Source organism: Streptomyces sp. NPDC007025, from assembly GCF_042869455.1.
Lineage (GTDB): Bacteria > Actinomycetota > Actinomycetes > Streptomycetales > Streptomycetaceae > Streptomyces.
Window position 1 is genome coordinate 1 of record NZ_JBIAFT010000016.1, and the last position, 16,289, is coordinate 16,289.

17 protein-coding genes are annotated in these 16,289 nt (G+C 71.1%); 6 read left to right on the forward strand and 11 right to left on the reverse strand.

What is annotated here, in order from left to right:
• Positions 1-1,358, reverse strand: a 1,358-nt coding sequence (locus tag ACFYMO_RS27130; RefSeq protein WP_388549628.1) for a condensation domain-containing protein, incomplete at its 3' end; no start/stop codon positions are given.
• An 834-nt stretch (positions 1,359-2,192) separates the two neighbouring features.
• Here ACFYMO_RS27130 and ACFYMO_RS27135 point away from each other — a divergent pair.
• The 3 genes from ACFYMO_RS27135 (at position 2,193) to ACFYMO_RS27145 (ending at position 5,629) form a co-directional block, all read left to right on the forward strand.
• The gene (locus tag ACFYMO_RS27135) at positions 2,193-2,915 is read left to right on the forward strand and encodes a class I SAM-dependent methyltransferase (protein ID WP_366774811.1); all 723 of its coding nucleotides are present in this window, start codon (positions 2,193-2,195) and stop codon (positions 2,913-2,915) included.
• A 54-nt stretch (positions 2,916-2,969) separates the two neighbouring features.
• A complete protein-coding gene (locus ACFYMO_RS27140; RefSeq protein WP_366774812.1) occupies positions 2,970-4,202 on the forward strand; it encodes a cytochrome P450 in 1,233 nt (410 codons plus the stop codon).
• Between the two features lie 254 nt (positions 4,203-4,456).
• Positions 4,457-5,629, forward strand: a complete 1,173-nt coding sequence (locus ACFYMO_RS27145; RefSeq protein ID WP_388549631.1) for a nitric oxide synthase oxygenase — start codon at positions 4,457-4,459, stop codon at positions 5,627-5,629.
• 124 nt (positions 5,630-5,753) lie between these two features.
• Here the strand turns inward: ACFYMO_RS27145 and ACFYMO_RS27150 are convergent, their stop codons facing one another.
• The gene (locus ACFYMO_RS27150) at positions 5,754-6,329 is read right to left on the reverse strand and encodes a rhodanese-like domain-containing protein (RefSeq protein WP_366774814.1); all 576 of its coding nucleotides are present in this window, start codon (positions 6,327-6,329) and stop codon (positions 5,754-5,756) included.
• Between the two features lie 80 nt (positions 6,330-6,409).
• Here ACFYMO_RS27150 and ACFYMO_RS27155 point away from each other — a divergent pair, with 80 nt between their 5' ends.
• The gene (locus ACFYMO_RS27155) at positions 6,410-6,697 is read left to right on the forward strand and encodes a metal-sensitive transcriptional regulator (RefSeq protein ID WP_366774829.1); all 288 of its coding nucleotides are present in this window, start codon (positions 6,410-6,412) and stop codon (positions 6,695-6,697) included.
• 95 nt (positions 6,698-6,792) lie between these two features.
• Here the strand turns inward: ACFYMO_RS27155 and ACFYMO_RS27160 are convergent, their stop codons facing one another.
• The 8 genes from ACFYMO_RS27160 to ACFYMO_RS27195 form a co-directional block, all read right to left on the reverse strand.
• On the reverse strand, positions 6,793-7,536 hold the full coding sequence (locus ACFYMO_RS27160; RefSeq protein ID WP_366774815.1) for a sulfite exporter TauE/SafE family protein: 744 nt from the start codon (positions 7,534-7,536) through the stop codon (positions 6,793-6,795).
• Positions 7,533-7,898 (reverse strand): rhodanese-like domain-containing protein, encoded by a 366-nt coding sequence (locus tag ACFYMO_RS27165; protein ID WP_366774816.1) that lies wholly within the window; start codon positions 7,896-7,898, stop codon positions 7,533-7,535. Before ACFYMO_RS27165 ends, ACFYMO_RS27160 begins: the two co-directional genes overlap by 4 nt.
• Positions 7,899-7,996: 98 nt before the next feature.
• Entirely contained in the window at positions 7,997-9,355 is a 1,359-nt protein-coding gene (locus ACFYMO_RS27170) for a rhodanese-like domain-containing protein (protein ID WP_388549635.1), read from the reverse strand.
• 353 nt (positions 9,356-9,708) lie between these two features.
• Positions 9,709-10,296: a class I SAM-dependent methyltransferase gene (locus ACFYMO_RS27175; protein WP_388549638.1), complete on the reverse strand. Its 588-nt coding sequence runs from the start codon at positions 10,294-10,296 to the stop codon at positions 9,709-9,711.
• A gap of 537 nt (positions 10,297-10,833) precedes the next feature.
• Positions 10,834-11,277 carry a hypothetical protein gene (locus tag ACFYMO_RS27180; RefSeq protein ID WP_366774819.1) on the reverse strand — a complete coding sequence of 148 codons (444 nt, stop codon included), beginning with the start codon at positions 11,275-11,277 and terminating at the stop codon, positions 10,834-10,836.
• A 541-nt stretch (positions 11,278-11,818) separates the two neighbouring features.
• On the reverse strand, positions 11,819-13,090 hold the full coding sequence (locus ACFYMO_RS27185) for an RNA polymerase sigma factor (RefSeq protein ID WP_388549640.1): 1,272 nt from the start codon (positions 13,088-13,090) through the stop codon (positions 11,819-11,821).
• A 49-nt stretch (positions 13,091-13,139) separates the two neighbouring features.
• Complete coding sequence (locus tag ACFYMO_RS27190; RefSeq protein WP_366774821.1) at positions 13,140-13,511, reverse strand: YciI family protein; 372 nt, start codon at positions 13,509-13,511, stop codon at positions 13,140-13,142.
• A gap of 19 nt (positions 13,512-13,530) precedes the next feature.
• Complete coding sequence (locus tag ACFYMO_RS27195) at positions 13,531-14,196, reverse strand: DUF998 domain-containing protein (protein ID WP_366774822.1); 666 nt, start codon at positions 14,194-14,196, stop codon at positions 13,531-13,533.
• A gap of 149 nt (positions 14,197-14,345) precedes the next feature.
• Between ACFYMO_RS27195 and ACFYMO_RS27200 the strand changes: the two genes are divergently transcribed.
• Positions 14,346-14,771: a hypothetical protein gene (locus tag ACFYMO_RS27200; protein WP_366774823.1), complete on the forward strand. Its 426-nt coding sequence runs from the start codon at positions 14,346-14,348 to the stop codon at positions 14,769-14,771.
• Positions 14,772-15,000: 229 nt separating this feature from the next.
• On the forward strand, positions 15,001-15,372 hold the full coding sequence (locus tag ACFYMO_RS27205; RefSeq protein WP_366774824.1) for a hypothetical protein: 372 nt from the start codon (positions 15,001-15,003) through the stop codon (positions 15,370-15,372).
• Positions 15,373-15,509: 137 nt separating this feature from the next.
• Here ACFYMO_RS27205 and ACFYMO_RS27210 read toward each other — a convergent pair whose 3' ends face one another.
• Positions 15,510-16,220, reverse strand: coding sequence for a TetR family transcriptional regulator (locus ACFYMO_RS27210; protein WP_366774825.1), 711 nt, complete (start codon positions 16,218-16,220; stop codon positions 15,510-15,512).
• Between the last annotated feature and the right edge of the window lie 69 nt (positions 16,221-16,289).

Consider the following 16,289-nt stretch of genomic DNA (forward strand, 5'->3'; position numbering starts at 1 on the left):
GCACCCACACACAACGACGGATCCGCCACCACCTGCTCCAACAACCGCACCCACCGCGCCAACAACCCCTCAACCGACACCCGATCGAACAACTCCGTCGCGAATTCGACAACGGTCTCGATACCGGCCGGGCCATGGACGCGGTCATGGCGTTCGGTGAGGGAGACGAGCATGTCGAAGCGCGACGTCCCGGAACCGATCACTTCGGCCTGCACCTGGAGCCCGGGCAGTTCGAACTCCTCGGTCGGTGCGTTCTGGAGGACGAGCGCGACCTGGAAGAGCGGGTGATGGGAGGTGGAACGGTTCGGGTTCAGCAGCTCCACCAAGCGCTCGAACGGCACGTCCTGGTGCTCGTAGGCTGCCAGGCTCGCCCGTCGGACACGCCCGAGCAGGTCCTCGAAAGCAGGGTCGTCGGAAGTGTCCGCACGGAGGACGAACATGTTGACGAAGAAGCCGATGAGGTCGTCGAGGGCTTCGTCCGTGCGGCCGGCCACACCACTGCCCAGTGCGATGTCGGTCCCCGCACCCAACCGCGTCAGCAACGCCGCCATACCGGCCTGCAACACCATGAACACCGTCGTGTTCGACCGCCGCGCCAACTCCACCAGACCCCGATGCAGCTCAGCGTCCAGCGCGAACGTCAGCTGGGCGCCCTCGTAGCCGGCGGTGGCCGGCCGGGGCCGATCGGTCGGGAAGGTCACCTGCTCCGGCAGCCCCGCCAGCTCCGCACGCCAGTAGTCCACCTGCTCGGAGAACACGCTCTCCGGGTCGTTCTCGTCGCCCAGCAGTTCACGCTGCCACAGCGTGTAGTCGACGTACTGGACAGGAAGCTCGGACCACTCCGGGTCGCGCCGCTCGACACGGGCGGTGTACGCCTCCACCACGTCACGCGTCAGCGGAGCCATCGACCACCCGTCACCCGCGATGTGATGCATGAGCAGCATCAGGACGCACTCGTCGGGCCGGAGCCGGAACAGCCATGCGCGCAGGGGGACGTCCGAGGAGAGGTCGAAGGTGTGGCGGGCTGCGGAGTCCAGGGCACGCGGCAGCTCGTCCTCGGATACCGGGCCGCTCTCCCATTCGAGGTCGAAGGCATCCGTGGGAAGGACAAGCTGGTGCGGCTCGCCGTCGACCTCCGGGAACACCGTACGCAGGGATTCGTGCCGCTCCATCACGTCCCGAAGTGCCGCCCGAAGCGCCTTCGCGTCGACGTCACCTTTGAGCCGAAGCGTCAGCGGCATGTTGTACGTGGCCGACGGTCCCTCCAGCTTGTGCAGGAACCACAGGCGACGCTGAGCGAAGGACAACGGGATCACGAGCTGATTCCTTCTGGGTCGTCGGACAAAGCCCTTGAGCACGCCCCCATGGCATCCGTGACTCGTCGGATGGACGAGTCCGTGCGGCGAGAGGACAGCGGAGTAGCTGTCAGCAGGCGTGGAAAAGTCAGGTCGAGGAGAGAAAAAGGGACACGGCGCAGGAATGCCGGCCGGAAAGAAAGTCGGCCGAAGCCGTGGCGTCAGTGCCGTTCGGCAGATTTCGTGATGCGGGTTCCGCGACTATCGCGTGTCGGCTCTACCGCGTGCGCACACGTCGGGCCCTGCCGCAATCGCCCATCTCCAGGTCGCCCACTCCGGGCGCACCACACCGGCATCGTCGGTCGTCTTCGGACCCCAACACAAAGCCCCCCGTAGCGCCTTGTCGTTTGGTCGGGCGTAACTGCACCCGGGCGGCGTCACATTGGCCGCGTACCCCCGGAGTGAAACACACCCGACCCACGACGTGTCAAGGTCGAATCCGGCGCCTGGAGGAGGACCGCTGAAGTCATCAAACCTGAGTATGGGTAGGGGAGTTGAGCATGGAAGCATGGTCCGGACGGGACCGTCGGAGCGTCGCCCGGATGGGCGACCCCGAGACGATGCGGCGTCCTGCCGCCCTTCCTCTCGCAGCCGCCCCGGCGTGTGATCTACCTCATACGCCCGAGCCGGAGATTTCGCATAGCGTGTCCAGCCGGTGACGGCAGATGCTGACGTTTGGCGCCTATCCGCCCTGTTCTCGCTCCGTTTCCGCCTCATTTCCATCCCACTCCGGCCTTCGGGAGCCGTACTCCTCCCATTCGACCGATTCCGCGCGGACCAGCGCACCATTCGAAAGCGGAGCGTCTCCCGTCCGACCCTGAGGGACGTGCAAGGTTCATGCCAGAAAACAATGTCCAGCGCAGCGCTCTGGAGATCCTGGAAAAGCAGCGGCAGTTCGACCTCACACTGGCGGAGATCGACGACATCGAGGGGTTCGATGCGTCCCTCGGGGTGGAGACGGGCAAGCCGGTTGAGCCCTGGGAGGTTTTGGAGGCGGACGATCGCACCTTGGAGAACAATTCACGCTATTCCCCGACGCCGGTCCGGACCGTGCGCGCCGCGCTCGCTGCGGCCGCTGTCCGGCACGAGGAGATCTCCTTCGTCGACTTCGGCTCGGGCAAGGGACGCGTGCTGCTCATCGCCGCCGAACGCCCCTTCAAGCGGGTCATCGGGGTGGACTTCGCCTCCGAGCTCTGCGCGACGGCCAGGAAGAACGTCGAGCACGCCGTCAGGAACCCGTCGGCGCGCCGGAGCCCGATCGAGATCCACCACCAGGACGCGCGCGAGTTCGCCATCCCCGACGACGCAGGGTTCTTCTACTTCTACGAGCCCTTCTCGGCGGCCGTCGCCGCGGCTGTCCTCGACAACATCGAGGCGTCCCTCGCGCGGCTCCCACGCGACGCGGTGCTGTGCCTCGTGGGGTCGAGTCTCCTCTCCGAGGTGGAACAGCGGGGCGCCTGGGCGCAGTCGGGCGACCCCCTCGCCTCACCGGACGCCGACTACTACAGCACCCGGCTCTACACGTACACACACGGCTCCGAAGGAGAGCGCCCCGGGTAGCTGCTCTCCGGCGCAGCTCCGCAGTACCTCCGTACCGAAGGCGAGTCACCCTGCATGTCCAGCCTCATCACGCCCGATTCCGGTGCTCTGGACACACTGGATCTGGCCGATCCGCGCACGCACGCCGAGTACGACCTCACCCAGGTGTGGCAGCGGCTGCGGAAGGAACAGCCCTTCTACAAGCACCGGCCGGTGGGCGGGTCGGAGGGCTTCTGGGTCGTTTCGCGCTACGAGGACGTCTCCACCCTCTACCGCGACACCACGCGCTTCACCTCCGAGAAGGGGAACGTGCTCACCACGCTCCTGATGGGCGGTGACTCGGCGGCGGGCATGATGGCCGCGGTGACGGACGGTCCGCGCCACAACGATCTGCGCAGGATCCTGCTCAAGGCGTTCTCGCCGCGGGTGCTCACCGGGGTGGTGGAGAACATCCAGGCAGCCGCCCGGCAACTGCTGCTCGACGCCGTCGCGCGGGAGGAGTGCGACTTCGCGCGGGACGTGGCCGCACACATCCCGCTCAACGCGATCTGCGACCTCATGGCCGTACCCCAGGCGGACCGTCCCTTCGTACTGGAGTGCACCGAGGCGGCGCTGGGATCGGACGGGGCGGCCCAGTCCCCCGCTGTCGCCTGGCAGGCACGCAACGACATCCTCGCCTACTTCGAGAAGCTGGCCACCGAGCGCCGGAAGAACCCCGGTACGGACGCGGTCAGCATGCTCGCCACCGGCACCCTCGAGGGCAAGCCGCTCACGATGGACGAGATCGTCGTCAACTGCTACAGCCTCATCCTCGGCGGCGACGAGACCAGCCGGCTTTCGATGACGGGTGCCGTAGCGGCGTTCCTCGAACACCCGGATCAGTGGCGTGCGCTGCTCGACGGCGAGGTGGATGTCTCCACCGCCGTCGAGGAGGTCCTGCGCTGGACGACGCCCGCGATCCACTTCGGCCGTTCCGCGCTGGAGGACGTTCCGGTCGGCGACCGGGGGCAGGAGATCAAGGCCGGCGACATCGTCACTCTCTGGAACAATTCGGCCAACATGGATGAAGAGGTCTTCGCGGACCCGGGCCGCTTCGACCTGGCCCGTACTCCGAACAAGCAGATCGCCTTCGGCTACGGGCCGCACTTCTGCCTCGGCGCCTACCTCGGGCGCGCCGAGATCGCGGCCATGCTCACCGCGCTCCGCGACATCGTGGCCACGATCGAACCGAACGGGGAGCCCCGCCGGGTCTATTCGAACCTGCTGTCCGGCATGACCAGCCTTCCGGTGGTCCTGCGCCCCGCCTGACCTGCGGGCGATGGGCCCAGGCCGGCGGGCGCCGAAGGGGGCGTCCGGAACTCCGGGACGCCCGCGGCGAAGCCGGGGCACGCCGGCGACGACCCGATGCGCGGGAACTGAACGCCGACATGTCGGTTTCCGGGACCTCCGGCCTGCCGACCCGCTGGACAGGGGCGTTAACCTCTAGCTTTGCTCTCCGAGGCCGCAGTCGGCCGGCTTCGCCTGCGACATGAGCGGCCTCCGCCCCCCCCTGTGAGGTACCCGTGCACTTCGATGCCTGCCCCGTAGCGGCGTCCTCCGCTGCCTCCGGCCTCCCCGGACCGTCCGCGGGCCCTGTCGCCGACCGGGACGAGGCGGAGGAGTTCCTCCACCAATTCCACGCCGAGCACCCGGCACTGCCGGTTCCGCTCAGCACCCGGCTGCAGCAGGTCCGGGCCGCCATCGACGCGACGGGCAGCTACTGGCACACCCCGGAGGAGCTCACCTGGGGAGCACGGGTGGCGTGGCGCAACTCCGCCCGCTGCATCGGACGTCTGTACTGGCAGAGCCTGCGGGTACTGGACCGCCGGAACGCGCACGCGGCCGAGGAGATCCACCACCACCTCACCGATCACCTGCGCCAGGCCACCAACGGCGGCCGCATCCGCCCCGTGATCTCCGTCTTCGCGCCCGACACACCCGCACGTCCCGCGCCCCGGGTCTGGAACGACCAGCTCGTCCGGTACGCGGGCCACCGCCGCGCGGACGGCAGCGTGCTGGGCGACCCGGTGAGCGCCGACCTGACCGCTGCGGTGCGTCGCCTGGGCTGGCAGGGCCCGGAGGGGATGTTCGACGTGCTGCCGCTCGTCGTGGACGCCCCCGGCGACAAGCCCCGGCTCTTCGACCTCCCGCCGGATACGGTCCTGGAGGTCCCGCTGCGGCATCCGGACTGCAGCCGGATCGACCAGCTCGGCCTGCGCTGGTACGCGGTTCCGGTGATATCCAGCATGCGGCTGCGGATCGGCGGCGTCGACTATCCCCTCGCCCCGTTCAACGGCTGGTACATGGGCACCGAGATAGGCGCCCGCAACCTCGTCGACGAGGACCGCTACAACCTGCTGCCCACGGTGGCCGCCTGCCTGGGCCTCGACACCAGCAGCGAGGCCACGCTCTGGCGGGACCGCGCAGTCGTCGAGATCAACGTCGCCGTACTGCACTCCTTCCAGGCCGCCGGAGTGCGCATCAGCGACCACCACACGGAGTCCCGCCACTTCCTCACCCACCTCGCGAAGGAGGAGCAGCAGGGCCGTACCGTCACCGCGGACTGGAGCTGGATCGTTCCTCCGGTCTCCGGTGGCCTCACTCCGGTCTTCCACCGCTACTACGACGAGGTGGAACAGCGCCCCAACTTCCATCCGGGCGCCGACCTCTCCGCCCGCATGCGGGATACCGCCTGAGGGGCCGTCCGGTGTGCCGGCCGTCGACCGGCCGACTCTCCTCCGGTCCTCCGGCCGGTCTGCTCGCCCGACCTCTGCCGGTTCCCCGCCGGGCCGGAGGCGCCGTGGCCGCGGGGCGCGCGGCTCAGCGGTTGCGGAGCTGAGCCAGGGTGGCGTCGAGGTCGGCGGAGCGGGGGCGGTTGTGGGGCAGCTTCGCGAGCAGGGCTGCCATGCCGCAGGTGTTGGTGAGGGCCGAGAAGACCAGCCCGGCGGCGATACCGGCGGAGAGCAGTTGGAAGGCCGGGTGGACGAGCAGACCGAGGAGGAGCCCGAGGAGGACGACCGTCCCCGCGGTGAAGCGGACCTGCCGCTCCATGCCCCAGGTGGCGCCGCCGGCGCCCTGCGGGCGGTGCAGGTCATGGCCGTCGGCGGCCCAGGCGCCGGTGCCGCCGGAGAGGGTGGCGGTCTCGATGCCGTTCTCGGCGAGGATCCGGCAGGCGTTCTCGGACCGGGCGCCGGACGCGCAGACGACCAGGATGTCGCTGCGGTCGGCCGCGTGGCGGATCTCGGGCAGGGCCCGCGGGATCTGGTCGAGGGGGACGTTCAGCGCGCCGGGCAGATGCCCGCCGGCGTATTCGCCGGGGGTGCGGACGTCGACGACGGTCAGCTCGTGCAGCCGGGTACGGGCTTCTCCGGTACCGAGGGCGGTGGGCGTGGTCATGGCAGATGTCATCCTTTTCTTTCGGCGGTGCCCCCTCGGGGCAGTATATTACCCCTGGGGGTATTCCATGAGGAGTGATGATGGAGCTTGAGCTGGCGGCAGCGGAACTGAAGGCGGTCCTCAACCGGCTGCGCCGGGCGCAGGGCCAGATCTCCGGGGTGATCCGGATGATCGAGGAGGGGCGGGACTGCGAGGAGGTCGTCACACAGCTGGCGGCCGCGTCCCGGGCGCTGGACCGGGCCGGGTTCGCGATCATCGCCACCGGGCTGCAGCAGTGCCTGACCGACATGGAGGACGGCAGCCGCTCCGAAGAGGACCGGGACGAGATGCGCGCCCGGCTGGAGAAACTCTTCCTCTCTCTGGCCTGACCCGACCTGCCCCTGGCCTGACCCGACCGCCCCGGGGCCGTCACCCCGCCCATGGGTGCCGAGCGTCCGTCCCGGGTGCCCGGCGGCCCACGCGCTCAGACGATCACGTCCACGAGCATGAAGACCGCCACCCCCAGCAGGACGAAGGCGAAGATTCGTTGCAGGGAGCGGCCGGTGATCTTCGTGGCCAGGCGTTTGCCGTCCCAGGCCCCGAGGATCGCGGCTCCGGTGAACGGGGCGATCACCTCCCAGCGCAGATCCCCGCCACCGCCCGTCCGCGCCGTCAGTGCGGCCAGCGAGTTCACGGTGATGACCAGCAGGCTCGTGCCCACGGCCTGCTTCATGCGCAGCCCGAGCACCCCCACCAGCGCGGGGACTGCGAGGAACCCGCCGCCGACGCCGAGGAATCCCGTCACGGCTCCCAGCCCGGCACCGGCCCCCGCCGCCCTGGCGGGACGTATCCGCTCGGGCGGCTCGGAGTCCGAGGGCCGCAGCATGCGCAGGGCGGCCAGCGCGGCGATGACCGCGAAGGCGGTGGTGAGTGCGGCTGCCGGGAGGCGGCCCGCGGCAGCCCCGGCCAGGTACGCCGGGACGATGCCCGCGGCCGCGAACAGCGTCCCGGTCCGCCACACGACGTTGCCGTCTCGGGCGTGGACGTACAGGGCGGTGGCCGAGGTCGCGGCGACGATGATCAGGCTGGCGGTGGTCGCGGACGCCGGTGAGAACCCCAGCAGATAGATCAGCGCCGGGACGGCGAGCACGCTGCCACCACCGCCGAGCGCTCCCAGGGCCAGGCCGACGACGGCCCCGGCGATCAGGGCGACGATCAGGAGGCTCACGCTATCGAGCCGGTGTTCCCGCGTTCGTCGACGACCGGGAACCCGGCGGCGGCCCACGCGCTCATGCCGCCCTCGACGTCCACCGCGTCCGAGTCCCGCTCGGTGAGCAGCTTCGCGGCCTGCCGGGAGCGGTGCCCGCTGCGGCAGATCACCACCAGCGGACGGCGCTGTGCGGCCGCGGGCAGAGCCGCACCCGCGGTCAGCCCGGTCAGCGGGGCGTGCACGGCACCCGGGGCGTGCCCCGCCTGCCACTCGGACTTCTCGCGCACATCCAGCAGAACCGCTTCCGCCCGGTCCCCGGCGGTGCGGGTGCGGGCCTCGTCCACGGACAAGCGCGGTGCGCTCCTACGGAAGAGAAACATCGTCGATGTCGCCTTTCTCGTTCGGGTTCCCGGTCGGGTCTCGCCGGGTTCTCGATTCGGGTGCGGCAAGAGGCCGGGCCGTCCGGCCCCTGCGCGTCTCAACCGGTGACAACGGCCAGTCCGGCCTCGCCGGCCGCGTCGAAGCCGTCGTCCACGGCGACGACCCGCCGCCCCGCGGCATCCAGCAGCGAAGCTGCGATACCGGCGCGCATGCCACCGGCGCAGTGCACCCAGACCGTTCCGTCGGGCACCTCACCGAGCCGGGTGTGCACCTCGTGGATCGGGATGTGGACCGACCCGGCTATCCATCCCGCGGCGCGCTCGGAGTCGCGGCGCACGTCGAGGACGACGACGTCCTCCTCGTCCCGCGCCGCCAGTTCCGCGAACGTGGCTCGGGGGAAGGCGGCGGGGCTCTCCCCGTCGCGAAGCCAGGCCGCAGGACCGCCGGTCGCCGCGGAGGCGGGCCGGTCGATGCCCACGCGGACCAGTTCCCGCTGCGCGGAGGCCAGTTGCTCCACCGAGTCAGCGAGCAGCGTGACCGGCTTGCCCCACGGGATCATCCAGGCCAGGTACGTGGCGAGCTTGCCCTCCGCCTCGAAGTTGAACGAGCCGGCGACATGGCCCTCCGCGAAGGCGACCCGGTGGCGCAGGTCGACCACCCACTCACCCGCCGCGAGCCGCGCGGCGATCTCGTCCGGGTCCGCGACCGCGGGCCGGGTCAGATCGACGGGGGCGGGCCCCTGGGCGTTGGCGGGGCCCATGTGCGCGTAGTAGGCGGGCACGTCCTCCAGCCCGGCGAGCAGTTCGGCGACGAAGGTGTCCGCGTCGGAGGTGAGGGCTGTGTTGGCGGCCTTCTCCTTTCCGATGGTCGTGGTGTCGCCGTCGGCCTGCGCGGAGGAGCAGAAGCTGCCGAATCCGTGCGTGGGCAGGACCGCGGTCTCATCGGGCAGGGCGTCGGCGAGCCGGTGGGCCGAGGCGTGCTGGGCGTGCGCCAGCCGCTCGGTCAGCCGCGGCTCGACGAGGTCCGGGCGGCCGACGGTGCCGATGAGGAGGGAGCCGCCCGTGAACGCGGCGACCGGGCGTCCCGCCTCGCCGAGTACGTAGGCGGTGTGGTGCGGCGTGTGTCCCGGTGTCGACACGGCCGCCAACGTCAGGTCGGTGTCGATGTCGACGGTGTCCCCGTCGGCGACCGGGATCCGGGAGAACGAGACCCGCGCACCGGCCGGGACGAGATAGTCGGCTCCGGTGATCCGGGCGAGCTCCAGGCCGCCGGTGACGTAGTCGTTGTGGATGTGCGTCTCCACCACGTGGGAGATGCGCACCCCCCGCCCGGCGGCGGCCGCCAGCACCTGGTCGATGTCGCGAGGCGGGTCCACCGCCACCGCCGTGCGCGCCCCACCTGCGAGGTAGCTGCGGTTGCCCAGGCCCTCGATCTCGATCGTGTCGACGAAGAACACCGGGGTACTCCTTTCCCGAGAAAATTACCCCCGTGGGTATGCCGATCAGCGTAACATTCGTACCCCCCGGGGTATATTCCGCCATGGCGGTCCGGTACCCCCGCCGCTGGGCCGCACAGCCGCCGGGTACCCGAGGCAGAGCAGGGAAAGAGGGCGAGCCGGAGCCGCCCGCCATCGACGGGGCCCGGCGGACCGGAACGGCGCCCGCACCCGCCACAGGCGAAACCACGGGGCAGATCGGGCCGCAAGCGTCATGCCCATGTCAATCTGCGCCAACAGGGCAGCGACGAGTGCAGCAGCGGTACGGACGGGCCCACCGAGCGGCGGCGGGCGCGGCGAACCGTCGGGCCACCTCACCGGCGGACGGCGCGGACCACCGTGTCCAGGGCCTCGGCCTCGCCCACCGGGCGGCGCGCGACCTCCGCCACCACAACATCGGCGCACGGTTCCCAGGCGGCCTCGACCCCCTCCACACTGGACAGCACCTGCGGATCCTGCGGTCCGCCCGTCCCGTGCTCGAGGTTGGCCACATCGTGGCCGACCAGCAGCAGGGTGCCGCCGGGCCGGGCCGCCCGGCACGCCAGGGCAAGCACCCGCGCCATGTCCCGCGGGGGAAGATGCAGGTAAGAGAGGAGAACCAGGTCGTACGCGGCGTCTTCGGCCGTGTACCGGGTGACGTCGGCCTCCACGGCCCGCACCTCCGCCTGCCGGTGGTCCGCTGCCTCGGCGAGGCGCCGGACGGCGACGGGTGAGAAGTCGACGGCGTCCACCCGCCACCCGCGTCCGGCCAGCCACAGGGCGTTGCGGCCCTCCCCCGCGGCCAGATCCAGCGCCCGGCCCGGCGCCAGCCCGGCCGCCTCCCGGGCCACCCACCGGTTGGGCTCCGCCGACCACAGGCGCTCCGCCGCCCTGTACCGCTCGTCCCAGGCATTCGCGTCCATGTCTCTCCTCCTCCCGGCGACCGGGCAGCCGGTCCCGGACCGCGCTGTCCGCCGGGCACGCCTGCCGCCACGTTACGTGTGCCGCCGGACGACGGTCGCCTCACACGCGGTCGGCTCCGGCGCCCGCCCGAGTGCGGGCCGGTCGGCACGACCGCGCCAAACGCCTCATCCGGAGGTGAACGCGCGGAATTCGCGCGCCGCGGCCCGGGGCTCCCCTCCGGCCAGTGCCCGGCCTCGGGGATCTCGACGGCGCGGGTGCCATTGCCCAGCGCCGGGGCCAGGATCGGGCAGGCGGGCGGTCGGTCGCGGCGGGCGGCTTGGGGTGTACGCGGGAGCGGCTGCGATGTCGTCACGCTCGTCCCGGTTCCGGATGCGGCGTCCGGGCCGCATCCGGGCCGGGTGGGAGGGGGCTGCCGGGCAGGGCCAGGCTGTCACGTCGTCCGGGAGGGCAGCACCGGGGCTCCTCCGCTCCGGGTGGGCAGCACGGCCGCCGGTGGCCCGCCCCCCGCGGGCCGGGCCACCGCACCCTCGGGCCGGTCAGCCCACGAGCAGATAGCTGGTGCCGTAGCCCTGCGGGTTGCAGGGGCCCAGGAAGCGCCGGTCGGTGTCGGTGTAGGAGAAGCCCGACGGGACGGTGCAGGCCCAGATCCCGGTGCGAGGTTCGCGCAGCCGGTAGGCGGTGCCGTAACCCTGCGGGTTGCAGGCACCGCGGTAGCGCCGGTCGGTGTCGTCGTAGGTGAATCCAGCAGGCACCGTGCAGGCCCAGATGCCGTCGGCGGGGTCGACGACGTAGTAGCTGGTGCCGTAGCCGCTCGGGTTGCAGTCCCCGAGGAAGCGCCGGTCGGTGTCCGTATAGGTCTTGCCCGCGGGCACCGTGCACGCCCAGAAACCGGACGCGGACACCCGCGACGCCTCCGCACCGGCCGACGGGGCGGACGCGGCGGCTGCCGCAGGTGTCGCGGCGAGCCCCGCGAGAGCCATTGCCGCCACCCCGGCGGCTGTGGTGACGGCTCTGCGTAATCTCCATCGCATCATCGAATCCGACTCCTCCTGATGTCGCCCGGGGAGCACGACCGGCAGCTCGGTGCACTGTGACGGGGGTGTCGCAGTCGCCGGTCGCCGGGCGCGCTCATCGTCACATCGCGTCAGGGGGCGGACAACGCGCCCCCTGCTCCCACCCGGTGGGTCCGGCCATTCTGCGAAGGTCCGGTGAAGAACTCTTGTGCACAACGTGACGGCGGCACGGGGGCTCCCGCTCGGCTCGGAGGGAGCTGCCGGGGTCGGAATCCGGCCACCCGACGGCGCACAGAGCGCCCCACCCGTCCCCGCATCCGGCCGGAACCCGCACGCGAGCGCCTCGGCACTCTTGACCGGGCCCCGCGGGCGGTCTCCATGTCGCGGGGAGGCGCTACCAGCCGTCGAGGGCCTCGTGTCGCGGCGCCGCTCCGACTTCGAAACCCGCACGTCGTGCCCGGCGTCGCCGAACCGGAGCCGACAACGGCCGTCCCCGGCGTCGGACCGGTCAGATCAGCTGGTCGGCTTCGTCGAGCAGGTAGCGGCGCTCGACCTGGTTGCCGGTCAGGGCTGCCGCCTCGCGGTACAGGAGCGCGGCAGCGGCCGCGTCACCTGTCATCTGCACCAGGTGTGCGCGCACCGCGCGTTCCCGTTGCCGGGTGAGAGGAGCCCGGTCCAGCCCGTGGCGCCGGTTGAGGTCGTCGAGCAGCGCCAGCCCGCGGGCCGCACCGAAGGCACGGGCCACCGCTACCACTCGGCTCAGCCGCACCGGCGCGGTCGGGGTGAGACGCTCGAGCCACAGATACAGCATGGCGATCTGCGGCCAGTCCGTGCGCTGCGGAGCCGCGGCGGCGTGCAGAGCCGCGATCGCCGCCTGGAGCTGGTACGGCCCCGTCTCGCCACGGCTCCAGACCCCGTCGATCAACTCGGTGCCCTCCTGGATCAGGGAGCGGTTCCATCGGCTCCGGTCCTGTTCGTCCAGCGGCAGCAGCCGGCCGTCCTCGCCGGTACGGGCGGCGCGCCGCGACTCGGTGAGCAGCATCAGCGCCAGCAGTCCGGTCACCTCCGCGTCGTGCGGCATGGTGGCCGCGAGCGTCCGGGTCAGCCGGATCGCCTCGGCGGTCAGGTCGAGGCGCGCGAGTTCGTCGCCGGCGGAGGCCGCGTACCCCTCGTTGAAGATCAGGTACAGCACCCGCATGACAGCCCTCATACGGGTGGGCAGGTCGGCTGCGGTGGGCGCGGTGAAGCGTGCTCCGGCCCGGGTGAGCTGCTGTTTGGCTCGGCTGATCCGCGTCCCCATGGTGGCCTCGGAAACTCCGTGGGCGTGCGCGATCTCGGCGGTCGTCAGGCCGCCGACTGCGCGCAGGGTGAGCGCCACCTGCGAGGTGTGGCTCAGGGCGGGGTGGCAGCACAGGAGCAGCAGGGTGAGGCTGTCGTCGGTCTCCTGCGGGGGACTCTCCCGGCGGCACGTTTCCCGCATGGCCAGTTCGGCCATGCCCACGTGCCGCTCACGCCGGTGCCGGGCCTGCTCGGAGCGGAGCAGATCGACCATCCGCCGGTAGCCGATCCGGATCAGCCAGCTGCGCGGGTCTTCCGGTACGCCGTGGTCCGGCCAGGTCCGGGCCGCCGCCAGCAGCGCTTCCTGTACCGCGTCCTCGGCCGTGTCGAAGCGGCCGAGGCGTCGCACCAGCGCACCGAGGACCTGGGGTGCTTCGGTGCGCAGCAGATCCTCGACGTCGGTGGCCGCGTTCGGCCCGCCGTTCACCGGGCCGCCACCCATCAGCCCGGCCCGGCGCGCTGACGCACCGGGCGAGGCGGGGACCCTCCGGTCATGACGTGAAGTCCTCGCCCATGATCGGCCGGATCTCGATGGGCTCGCCCAGTACCTCCACGATCCGCGAGGCGATCTCCACAGCGCGTTCCCGGTCGGCCACGTCGATCACCGCGAAGCTGGCCAGCACTTCCTTCAGTTCGGCGAACGGCCCGTCGGTCGCCGTCGTGCCGTCCGGTGTCCGGTGGACCGTGGTACTGACCGCGGGGTGGCCCAGGCCCTCGGTGCTGACGAGCTCACCGGTGTCGAGCAGCTCCCGCTCGAACCTCTGGTAGACGGCGAACGCGGCCAGTGCCTCGGGAGACGGTTCCTCGGCGGTCGCGGCGTCCCAGGCGGCGGCCGAGGTGTAGCCGAGCAGCAGGTACTTCATCGCAGTTGCCCCTTCGCTCTCATGTGGTGAGGGTAGAGCGGCCCGCGGGGGTACGCCGCAGGGATGTGCCGACGACGGTGGTCCAGGTGAAGGCGACCAGGCCGTTCACGGCGATCTGGACGCTCATGTGCTCCGGTGACATGGGCAGGACCAGGACGAGCCCGGCGGCGGCGTTCAGTACGGCCGGCAGTGCCGCACGGCGGCGCGCACACCGTACGGCCAGCACGACGGCGGCGACGGCCAGCGCGGTGAAGGCGACGGCGGCCGAGGCGGAGTGCGCGATGCTGTGCCAGGACATCCGGGCGACCGGCCGGTCCGGGGTGCCCAGCGGGAAGCCGTTCTCCGGGTCCATGGTGAAGGCCCCTGCGGCGATCAGCCCGGCGCCGAAGATGCCGACGCAGACCGGCAGTGCGCGCCGTCCGACCCCGTCGTGGAGTGTGCGTCCGATGCCGGCGGCCAGTGCGAGACCACCGACCCCGGCGAGCACGAACGTGGTGATCTGGATCCAGCCGAGGCCGCCGGTGGCGAGCTGGCTGATCGGGTGCCGGGTGATGTCGAAGCCCGGACGGGTGAACATCTGGAGGACGGCGGACGCGGCGAAGACCGGTCCGGCGAGGGCTCCGGCGGCCAGCAGACGGTCCGGGTTGCGAGCGGTGGCGACAGCAGGAACGGCGGGGGCGGTCATGGCTTCCTCCTTGGCGGGTCTCCCGGCTACCTCGTCGCCGGGGGCGGGATCTCGACACGGCACGCATGTGACCTACCTCACTGATGCTCGGCGTCGAGGACGGACGGGCGGCTCCGAGGTGGCCGCAAGACCCCATCGAGGAGGACGAGATGTCTGAGACCATTCCGCCGAGCGCCGAACTGCGAGCCCTGGACCGCCTGGTCGGCACCTGGGCGGTCACCGGCGGAGCAGAGGGAACCGTGCGGTACGAGTGGATGCCCGGCCGGTACTTCCTGATCCAGCACGTGGAGCTCACGCAGTTCGGCGAGCCGGTCACCGGCATGGAGCTGATCGGGAACCTGCGCCCGTTCGGTGAGCCGACCGGTGCGGACGTCGTGTCGCGGTACTACGACTCGACCGGCAACACGTTCGACTACGTCTACGAACTGGTCGGCGACAAGCTCACCATCTGGGCCGGCGCGAAGGGCAGCCCGGCCTACTACGAAGGAACGTTCAGCGCCGACGGCACCAGCGCGACCGGAGACTGGGTCTACCCCGGCGGAGGCGGATACACCTCGACCATGACGCGGATCTGACCACCGGCACGCGACAGACCGTACGAGCGGCCCGGTGCATCGGCGACGCCCCCGAGCGGACCGTCGTCATGCGCCGGGCTCGCTGGAGATCTCCTCCTCGGCCCGGTCGCTCCGCGGTCCTGGGCGGGGAGGCGGGAGCCGGCCGCATCCGGAAACGTGCGGCCGGTGCACCGCTCCGTCGACTACCGTGTGGGCCGCCTTGACCGATACGTCTCAAGAGGTCGATGTCATGCCCACTGCCAGCTTCTTCTTCGACGCGGGATCAGGCGGTGTTCTCTGGGCGGCCACGCCCGAGGACAGGGCATCGTGGGGGTACTGCATCGACCTGGACCGCCTGCCGATCAGCCGCGATCTCCGTGACGACCTGCACAGGCTGACAGCGCGCCACGACACGTCGTTGAACTGGGACTGCCCCACGGCCCCGGGGCCGTGGCGGGAAGCGGAGTGTCAGCACTTCAACGAGGCGGTGCACCGAGCCCTCGGCCGCCTCCGCACCGAGCTCGGCCCGGACTGGGAGATCCACGATGCGTTCTTCGCACTCCACGAAGACCCGGACCTCGACCGCTACCTGACCGACTCCGCCGGATTCGCACACAGCTGACCCCGCGGAACGCAGGTGCGACACCCCGCGGGTTCACGTCCCCGTACCCGGGCCCACGACGCCATGACGGGGAGATTCTCCCTCCCGCTCCGCACGATCACTCCCCATTGTCTCAAAACAATCTCATAAAGATGCCTCTATTTTTTGAGATGCCGGTACACCGTGGCACGGGACACACCGAGTCGTGCGGCGATGGAGTCGACCGTGTGCTCACCGGACGCGTGCAGCCGACGGGCCAGCGCCGCATCCGCCTCGCTCACCGCCCTGGGGCGCCCGCCGCGTGCCCGCCGGGCGTCGGGCGCGGACTCCGGCAGCAGCCGCCACGCGCCGGCGAGCAGGTGGCCCCGCAGCTCTTCGTTGGAGAGCTGCGGCATGAGCGCGACGGGGTCGGTGACGGCCGAGACGGCCTGCGCGACGGCGATGCGCTCGGGGATCCCCGCACCCGCGCCGGCCCCTACCTCGATGCCGTACTCCATCGTCCGCAGCAGTCGGCTGAAGGAGTCCGAAGGCGTGGCGGGCAGCTCCCGCAACAGCGTGACCAGGGTGTTCCGATAGCGCAGGAACACATCGAGCCACCCCGTCACCAGGGTGCCGCGCACGGTCGCGATCCCCCCGGCCTCCTGCTGATCGAGCGCGTCGGACAGCACCTGCTCCAGCTCGCTCGTCATGGGATCCAGCAGGTCACCGAGGATCTGCGCCTTCGAGGAGAAGTGGTAGTAGAGCGCCGGCTTGGTGATACCCACGCGGTCGGCGACCTCCTGGAGCGCCGTCGCATGGTAGCCGCGCTCGACGAACAGCCGTTCCGCCTCGTGCAGGATCCGCTCGCGCGTGGTCGTCTGCTGGTCCATTTCCGTTCTCCTGCTTACCTCTGGTCAGTTTTGCGCTACGCTCCACTTACCCGAGGTAGGTAGAACGGC